Source organism: Bradyrhizobium valentinum (assembly GCF_001440405.1).
In the GTDB taxonomy this organism is placed as follows: Bacteria; Pseudomonadota; Alphaproteobacteria; order Rhizobiales; family Xanthobacteraceae; genus Bradyrhizobium; species Bradyrhizobium valentinum.
The window spans coordinates 37,916-46,522 of the sequence record NZ_LLXX01000187.1; the positions used below are offsets into that span (position 1 = coordinate 37,916).

Annotated in this window: 8 protein-coding genes; all 8 read left to right on the forward strand. The window is 62.2% G+C overall.

What is annotated here, in order from left to right; translation table 11 throughout:
• The first annotated feature begins 586 nt into the window (after positions 1 to 586).
• Positions 587 to 1,306 carry a helix-turn-helix domain-containing protein gene (locus tag CP49_RS33900; protein ID WP_057854470.1) on the forward strand — a complete coding sequence of 240 codons (720 nt, stop codon included), beginning with the start codon at positions 587 to 589 and terminating at the stop codon, positions 1,304 to 1,306.
• A 403-nt stretch (positions 1,307 to 1,709) separates the two neighbouring features.
• A complete protein-coding gene (gene ccoN, locus CP49_RS33905; protein ID WP_156438806.1) occupies positions 1,710 to 3,332 on the forward strand; it encodes a cytochrome-c oxidase, cbb3-type subunit I in 1,623 nt (540 codons plus the stop codon).
• An 11-nt stretch (positions 3,333 to 3,343) separates the two neighbouring features.
• Entirely contained in the window at positions 3,344 to 4,078 is a 735-nt protein-coding gene (ccoO, locus tag CP49_RS33910; protein ID WP_057854472.1) for a cytochrome-c oxidase, cbb3-type subunit II, read from the forward strand.
• An 11-nt stretch (positions 4,079 to 4,089) separates the two neighbouring features.
• Complete coding sequence (locus CP49_RS33915) at positions 4,090 to 4,254, forward strand: cbb3-type cytochrome c oxidase subunit 3 (RefSeq protein ID WP_057846728.1); 165 nt, start codon at positions 4,090 to 4,092, stop codon at positions 4,252 to 4,254.
• Between the two features lie 6 nt (positions 4,255 to 4,260).
• Positions 4,261 to 5,130: a cytochrome-c oxidase, cbb3-type subunit III gene (gene ccoP, locus CP49_RS33920; protein WP_057854473.1), complete on the forward strand. Its 870-nt coding sequence runs from the start codon at positions 4,261 to 4,263 to the stop codon at positions 5,128 to 5,130.
• Positions 5,131 to 5,208: 78 nt separating this feature from the next.
• On the forward strand, positions 5,209 to 6,672 hold the full coding sequence (gene ccoG / locus CP49_RS33925) for a cytochrome c oxidase accessory protein CcoG (protein WP_057854474.1): 1,464 nt from the start codon (positions 5,209 to 5,211) through the stop codon (positions 6,670 to 6,672).
• Positions 6,669 to 7,190 (forward strand): FixH family protein, encoded by a 522-nt coding sequence (locus CP49_RS33930; protein WP_057854475.1) that lies wholly within the window; start codon positions 6,669 to 6,671, stop codon positions 7,188 to 7,190. The genes ccoG and CP49_RS33930 overlap by 4 nt, the downstream gene beginning before the upstream one ends.
• 11 nt (positions 7,191 to 7,201) lie before the next feature.
• On the forward strand, positions 7,202 to 8,607 hold a 1,406-nt coding region (locus CP49_RS33935), incomplete at its 3' end, for a heavy metal translocating P-type ATPase (protein WP_156438805.1).

Consider the following 8,607-nt stretch of genomic DNA (forward strand, 5'->3'; position numbering starts at 1 on the left):
GCATTTTGCGAAGCGGCACGCTTCGCGGCGGGCCCGCCAGAATTGGCGTCGATCCTGAAGTCATCGTCCAGCGGCGCAACGATCACATGGCCGGTGCCCGCGCCGCCTTCGGGGCGACCTGGCTGTTGCGCAGGCTCCAGCCGGATCTTGCGATAACTGCGATGGGAGGGAGGGAGGGTTTAAGAATCGGCTTCAGGGAGGGTTTCTTCGTGGCGATCTTGCTCTGTTCAACAGGCAGCTTAAGTGGGAGCTGGCTAGCTGCGGGCTTGGTCAGGCCTTGATAATGATGCTGACCACCGGTACGAGCAGGCTGACTGTCCGTTCAGGGGATGGTGCAGCAGGCCCGAGACCAGCGATAGCTGGGCGCCTCGATCTGGAGCGCGTCAAGCGAGGTGCCGTGGATCTCAGTGGCAAGCTCGAGCTCGCGCCCTTAACGACCTACGCGGGGCGCGGAACGACGCAGCTTCAGGGCGTCTCCGGCGATTGATCTGCATCAACAACACCTCATCCCTACGGACGCTACACTGCATCGACCGGCAGGGAAACGCGCCCATGAGGCGCCTGCAGGCGGCAATCGGAGGGACGTGTGAAGATTTCGGTTTTGGGGGAAGGAACGCGTTGTCGATTGTGTCACGATTGCACGGCGAGGGGCTTTGCCATCTGCGCAGCGCTCGACAAGACCGAATTGCGCGAATTGGCGCAGCTGTCGCGGCATGTTCGTTTTGAATCAGGCGCCACCGTGTTCGCACAGGCAAACATAGCAACGTCGTCCTTCAGCGTGCATGCGGGTACCCTGCGCCTCTACAAGCTGTTGCCGGACAGCCGGCGGCAGATCGTCGGTTTTGCATTGCCAGGCGATTTCCTCGGGCTCCCCGGCTTGCCGCGCCACGAATTCTCCGCTGACGCGATCGGCCGCGTCACGCTGTGTCAGTTCTCCAAGGAGTCGTTCGCGACATTCGCCGAGAACCGGCCGCAGTTGCTGCGCCGCATGATTGAATTGGCGGGCCGCGAGCTGGCCCGGGCACAGGAACATATGGTCTTGCTCGGACGGCGCTCCGCCGAAGAGAAGATAGCGAGCTTCCTGATCGGCTGGCGCGACCGGCTGAGTGGAATTGGACGTGGTGGAGAAATTATGCCGCTGCCGATGAAAAGGCTGGACATCGCGGATCATCTGGGGCTCACCATCGAGACGGTGAGCCGTACCTTCTCGAAGCTCGAACGTGATGGTGTGATCCAAACCTTTGCGAGTGGCGTCGTCCTGTTGGATACCCCGCGCGCCGAAGCCTTGTCTGCGGGCATAAGTTGAAGCGCGTCGCGTTGGGTTCTTTTGTCCTAGTTTGATCAAGATCAAAGACGCCTCTGTTGAAACGGCGATATATTCGCATCAGCTTCAATGGAGGTCGTCATGCCCGCCGATGCGCTCTTGGTTTCCGCAGCCGTCATCTCGGTCTTCGTGATTTTCGCCGCTGCTCTTGCTTGGGCCAGTGTCCAATCACCAAGGTCGCATCAGGCAACACCGGGAGCGCGCAAGCGTCGTCCATTCTGATTCCTTCAGGCAGCCGCTGGAGCGGGTGCAAAATGCCCGCCGGTCGTGGGGGTAGCTGATCGGGTTGATCTCAATCAAGGACAACACAGCGAGACCCGGGCTGACGGGGCAGGCGCCCATGCAAAGAGAATCACACATGCAGCAAACTCAATCCACGAAATGGATGACCCACGGCGAAGCCGGGCTGATGCTATTCTTCGCGATGGCAGCCTTCGTCTGCGCGTTCGCAGCCGCCAAGGCGCTGGACGCGCCGTTCGCGTTTCATGCTTCGCTCGCTGCAGTGGCGAGCGGCGTCGCCTCCTTCGCCATCATGAATCGGTATCTCGACCGCCCCGCGTCGCTGCCGCCGGAGGAGATCAGCGGGAAGCCGAACTATAATCTCGGTCCGATCAAATTTGCCTCCTTCATGGCGATGTTCTGGGGCATCGCCGGCTTCGCCGTCGGGCTCTTGATCGCATCCCAGCTCGCATGGCCCTTGCTCAATCTCGATCTGCCCTGGACCAGTTTTGGCCGGCTCCGGCCGCTGCACACCTCGGCGGTGATCTTCGCCTTCGGCGGCAACGTGCTGATCGCGACCTCGTTCTATGTGGTGCAGCGGACCTGCCGGACGCGGCTCGTGGGCGATCTCGCGCCTTGGTTCGTCGTGCTCGGCTACAACTTCTTCATTGTGATCGCAGGCACCGGCTATCTACTTGGCGTGACGCAATCCAAGGAATATGCCGAGCCCGAATGGTACGCCGATCTGTGGCTGACGATCGTCTGGGTCGTCTATCTCGTCGTGTTCGTGATGACGCTGGTGAAGCGCAAGGAGCCGCACATCTTCGTCGCCAACTGGTTCTATCTCGCCTTCATCGTCACCATCGCCGTGCTGCATCTCGGCAACAACCTGGCGCTGCCGGTGTCACTGCTCGGCTCGAAATCCTACATCGCCTGGGCCGGTGTGCAGGATGCGATGTTCCAGTGGTGGTACGGCCACAACGCGGTCGGCTTCTTCCTGACCGCCGGCTTCCTCGCCATCATGTACTACTTCATCCCGAAGCGCGCGGAGCGCCCGGTCTATTCCTATCGGCTCTCGATCATCCACTTTTGGTCGCTGATTTTCCTCTACATCTGGGCCGGCCCGCACCATCTGCACTACACGGCGCTGCCGGACTGGACGCAGACGCTCGGCATGACTTTTTCTGTGATACTCTGGATGCCATCCTGGGGCGGCATGATCAACGGCCTGATGACGCTGTCGGGCGCCTGGGACAAGCTGCGCACCGATCCGGTGCTGCGCATGCTGGTGGTTTCCGTGGCCTTCTACGGCATGTCCACCTTTGAAGGTCCTCTGATGTCGATCAAGGTGGTGAACTCGCTGAGTCACTATACGGACTGGACCATCGGCCACGTTCACTCCGGTGCGTTGGGGTGGGTCGGCTTCGTCTCCTTTGGTGCGCTGTATTGCCTGGTGCCCTGGCTGTGGGGCCGCAAGGAACTGTACAGCCTGAAGCTCGTCAACTGGCACTTCTGGATCTCGACCATCGGCATCGTGCTCTACATCTCGGCTATGTGGGTCTCCGGAATCCTGCAGGGCCTGATGTGGCGCGCCTACACCTCGCTCGGCTTCCTCGAATATTCCTTCATCGAGACGGTGGAAGCGATGCACCCGTTCTACGTCATCCGTGCCGCCGGCGGCGCGCTGTTCCTGATCGGCGCGCTGATCATGGCCTACAATCTCTGGATGACAGTGCGGGCAAGCGAGGCGGACGTCGGCACAGAGCTCGCGTTGCAGTCGGCGGAATAAGGAGCGATCGGATGTCCTTTTGGACCCGCCATCAAATCTTCGAGAAGAATTCCATCATCCTGATCGCGGGCATTCTGGTTGTGATTGCGATCGGCGGCCTGGTCGAGATCACGCCGCTGTTCTACCTGAAAAGCACGATCGAGGTGGTCGATGGCGTCAGGCCCTACACACCGCTCGAACTGGCAGGCCGCAATATCTATGTCCGCGAGGGCTGCTATCTCTGCCACTCGCAGATGGTCCGGCCGCTCCGCGATGAGATTGAGCGCTATGGCCACTTCTCGCTCGCTGCCGAGAGCATGTACGACCATCCATTCCAGTGGGGCTCGAAGCGCACTGGGCCGGATCTCGCGCGGGTCGGCGCAAAGTATTCAGATGAGTGGCACGTCACTCACCTGACCAATCCGCGCGCGATTGTGCCGCAGTCGGTGATGCCGGGCTATCCGTTCCTCGCCCAGACCGAGGTCGACACCGCTGTTGTCGCCGACAACCTGAAGGCCAGCCGCATCGTTGGGGTGCCCTATTCGGACGAGCAAATCAAGAACGCGGTCGCCGACCTGAAGGCGCAGGCCGATCCGGATAGTGTCGGCACCGACGCGTTCGGGAAACGGTATCCAAAAGCTGTGATCCGCAATTTCGACAGCAAGGCCGGTGCGCCGACCGAGATGGATGCGCTGGTCGCGTATTTGCAGATGCTCGGCACGCTGGTCGACTTCAAGCTCTACAACGAAAAAGCCAATCTTCGCTGAGAGGCAGGACGATGAAAGCAATCTTGATCGTTCACAACATCGCGTCGGACCTCGTCACCAGTGTGTGGACGCCGATCTTCGTCGGCCTGTTCATTGCGATCGTGATCTACGCGCTTTGGCCGCGGAACCAGGCGGTTTTCGACCAGGCATCTCGGATGCCGTTGCGGGAGGACTGAGAGGTCATGGCGGAAAGCGAACTTGACGAGGTTTCCGGGAAGACCACCACCGGTCACCAGTGGGACGGCATCAAGGAACTCAATACACCGCTGCCGCGCTGGTGGCTGATCACCTTCTACGCCTCCATCCTGTGGGCGATCGGTTATTGGGTGGTGTACCCGGCCTGGCCGCTTCTGTGGAGCTACACCAGGGGCGCGCTCAACTATTCGACGCGCGCCGCGGTCGGCGTCGAGCTTGCAATTCTGGAAAAGATCCGCGGCGACAAGATGATTGCGCTGGGTGCTGCTTCGCTCGCCGATATCGAAAAGGATCCGGCGCTGCTGACGCTGGCGCGCGCCCGCGGCAAGGCCGCGTTCGGCGACAACTGCGCGCCGTGCCACGGCTCGGGCGGCGCCGGCGCAAAAGGCTATCCCAACCTGAACGACGACGACTGGTTGTGGGGCGGCTCGCTCGACCAGATCGTGCAGACCATCCAATTCGGCGCGCGCTCGGGTCACACCAAGACCCATGAGGGCGCGATGCTCGCCTTCGGCAAGGAAGGCATCTTGAAGCGGGACGAGATTGGCACGGTCGCCAACTATGTGCGCTCGCTCTCGGGCTTGCCGACGCGCCAGGGTTACGATGTCGCCGCCGGCGCAAAAATTTTCGCCGAGAATTGCACGAGCTGCCATGGTGAGGCGGGCAAGGGCAACCAGGAGCTCGGCGCGCCCAATCTCACTGACAAGATCTGGCTCTACGGATCGGACGAGGCGACCCTGAGTGAGACCATCACGAATGGTCGGGCCGGCGTGATGCCGGCGTGGGTGGGCCGGCTTGATCCGTCCACCATCAAGGCGCTGGCGGTCTACGTCCACACGCTCGGCGGCGGCAAGTAGCGGAGCAAAGGGAAGCGGCGTTGGGTTTGCGCTGGATCAACCCGGCAGAGAGGGAGGAGACTAAGAGAGCACGGGCCCATGAACAAAATCATCCAAACAGACCCCGACCAAGTCGAAGATGTTGGGCCGCTTTACGCGGCCCGCAAGAACGTCTACCCGCAGAGTGTTTTTGGCACCTTCCGTCGGATCAAATGGGGCCTGATGGCGTTCTGCCTGGGCGTCTACTACTTGCTGCCCTTCGTGCGCTGGAATCGCGGCCTTGGCGCCCCAGATCAGGCGGTGCTGATCGATCTGCCGAACAGTCGCTTCTATTTCTTTTTCATCGAGCTGTGGCCGCAGGAGGTCTATTACTTCACCGGCCTCCTGATCATCGCCGCGCTCACACTATTCCTGATGAATTCGGTCGGCGGCCGCATCTGGTGCGGCTATCTGTGCCCGCAAACGGTCTGGACCGACCTGTTCTATGCGGTCGAGCGCCTGATCGAGGGCGACCGGCGCGAGCGCATGAGGAAGGCGGCTTCCGCCGATCCCCTAAAACTCGGGCGCGTCTTCGAAATCGTGCTCAAGCATTCGATCTGGCTCTTGATCGCCTGGTGGACGGGCGGCGCATGGGTGCTCTATTTCACCGACGCGCCGACGCTGGTGAAGAAGCTCGTCACCTTCCAGGCGCCGGCGATCGCCTATATCTGGATCGCGATCCTCACCGCCACGACCTATCTGCTCGCCGGCTTCATGCGCGAGCAGGTCTGCGTCTACATGTGCCCCTGGCCGCGTATCCAGGCGGCGCTGACCGACGAATGGGCGCTGAACGTCACCTATCGCTACGACCGCGGCGAAAAGCGCATGTCGGTAAAGAAGGCGAACGAGCTGCGGGCGCTCGGCCTGCCTGCCGGCGACTGCGTCGATTGCTATCAATGCGTGGCGGCCTGCCCGACCGGCATCGATATCCGCAATGGCCCGCAGATCGATTGCATCCAGTGCGGCCTGTGCATCGACGCATGCGACAACGTGATGAAGAAGATCGGCGGGCCGACTCGGCTGATCGGCTACGACAATGACATTAACATCCAGCGCCGGATGGCCGGCGAGCCGCCGATCTACCGCATCGTGCGGCCACGCACGATCATCTACACCGCGCTGATCGCACTCGTCGGTGGGATCATGCTGTATGCGCTGCTCACCCGTTCGCTGCTCGACATCAACGTGCTGCACGATCGCAACCCTGTCGCGGTGAAGCTTAGCGACGGCTCGATCCGCAACGCCTACACGGTCCGTTTGCTCAACAAGCGCGGTTTTGACCGCGTGGTGACGATCGACGTCGATGGTCCGCAAGATGCCGTTCTCCACGTCGTGGGCGACGATTCGATCACGCCCGACCGGCCAATGGTCGTGCTCGGGCGCGACGGCACCACAGAATTGCGTGTGCTGGTGACTGCTCCGTCGGAGAAGAATACCGAAAAATCGATCCCGACTAAATTCCGGATCACCGATATCGGTCTCGGCGAGGTCGCTTCCGCGATCGACAATTTCGTCTCGCCATGAGAACAAGTGGAGCTGTCGTGAACAGAGCCAGTGCATCGCCAAAGCCGCTCACCGGCCGCAAGGTGCTTTTCATGCTGCTTGCGTTCTTTGGCGTCGTCATCGGCGTCAACCTCACCATGATAAGGCTTGCTTCCATGACGCTGCCCGGCACCGAGGTCGACAGCGCCTATGCGGCGAGCCTTGCCTATGAGAAGGAGATCGCCGCCGCACGCGAGCAGGATGCACGCAGCTGGAAGGTGGACGCGCATCTTGCGCGCAGTGCGGACGGGGACACGGCGCTGGAAGTCAAGGCACGCGACGGGAGCGGAAAGGCGCTGACCGGACTGAAATTCACCGGTCGCCTGGAGCGGCCGACCGACCGGCGGGCGGACCGGGTGATCGCGCTGTCGGAGGTGACGGGCGGCATTTATCGGGGCAGCGGCCGCGCCGTCGGACCGGGGCAATGGAATCTGGTGCTGGAAAGCGAAGCCGACGGCCGGCGTCTGTTCATGTCTAGGAACCGCGTGGTACTGAACTAGGGGAACGCGTCATGCAGGCGACACGGGACTTTTCGCATTATGTTAAGCATCTCGGCTCCGGAGTGGCGCATATTGACCTCGCTGTCGAAGGCATCAGCTGCGCCGGCTGCATCTCGAAGATCGAGCGTGGCCTTTCAGCCATCCCGGACGTGACGCTGGCGCGCGTCAACCTGACCGACCGCCGTGTCGCGCTGGAGTGGAAGGAGGGCGCGCTCGATCCGGCGCGCTTCATCGATTGCCTGGTCGAGCTCGGCTACAAGGCCTATCCGTTCGAGGCTGTCACCGCTGAAGCGGCAGAGGCCGAGAACTCCCGCTTCCTGCTGCGCTGCCTGGGCGTTGCGGCGTTCGCGACCATGAACGTCATGATGCTGTCGATCCCGGTGTGGTCCGGTAATGTCAGCGACATGCTACCAGAGCAGCGCGATTTCTTCCATTGGATATCGGCGCTGATCGCGCTGCCGGCCGCGGCCTATGCCGGCCAGCCCTTCTTCCGCTCCGCCTTCAACGCGCTGCGCAGCGGCAACGTCAACATGGATGTGCCGATCAGCATCGGCGTCATCCTGGCGCTCGCGACCTCGATCGTCGAGACCATCGGCCATGCCGAGCACGCCTATTTCGACGCGGCGATCATGCTGCTCACCTTCCTCCTGATCGGGCGCTATCTCGAACAGAACATGCAGCGGCGAACCCGCGCGGTGGCCGGCAATCTCGCCGCTCTGAAGGCCGAGACGGCGACCAAGTTCGTCGGTCCAGACGAGATCTCCGTGGTGCCGGCCGCAGCGGTCAAGGCCGGCGACATCGTTCTGCTGCGGCCCGGCGAGCGTTCGGCGATCGATGGCACTGTCATCGACGGCAGGTCGGAGATCGACCAGAGCCTGATCACGGGCGAGACGTCGCATGCGGCGGTCAAGCCGGGCAGTGCGGTCTACGCCGGCTCGCTCAACATCTCCGGCTCCTTGCGCATCCGCGTTTCCGCCGCCTCCGAAGGCACGCTGCTTGCGGACATCCAGCGGCTGCTTGATCACGCCGTGCAGGTGCGCTCGCGCTATGTGCAACTTGCCGACCGTGCCTCGCGCCTCTACGCACCGGTGGTGCACGCGACGGCCTTCCTGACCATGATCGGCTGGTTGATCGCCGGCGCCAGCGTCCATGACGCCATTATCACCGCGATCGCCGTTCTGATCATCACCTGTCCCTGTGCGCTGGGGCTTGCGATCCCGACGGTGCAGACAGTGGCGTCGGGCGCGATGTTCCGCGCTGGCGTGCTGCTCAATTCGGGTGATGCCATCGAGCGCGTCGCCGAGATCGACCGTATCATCTTCGACAAGACGGGAACGCTGACGTTACCTGAGCTCGATGTGGTGAACTCGGCGGCCGTGCCCGCCGATGTGTTCGAGCTCGCGGGCCGGCTTGCGCT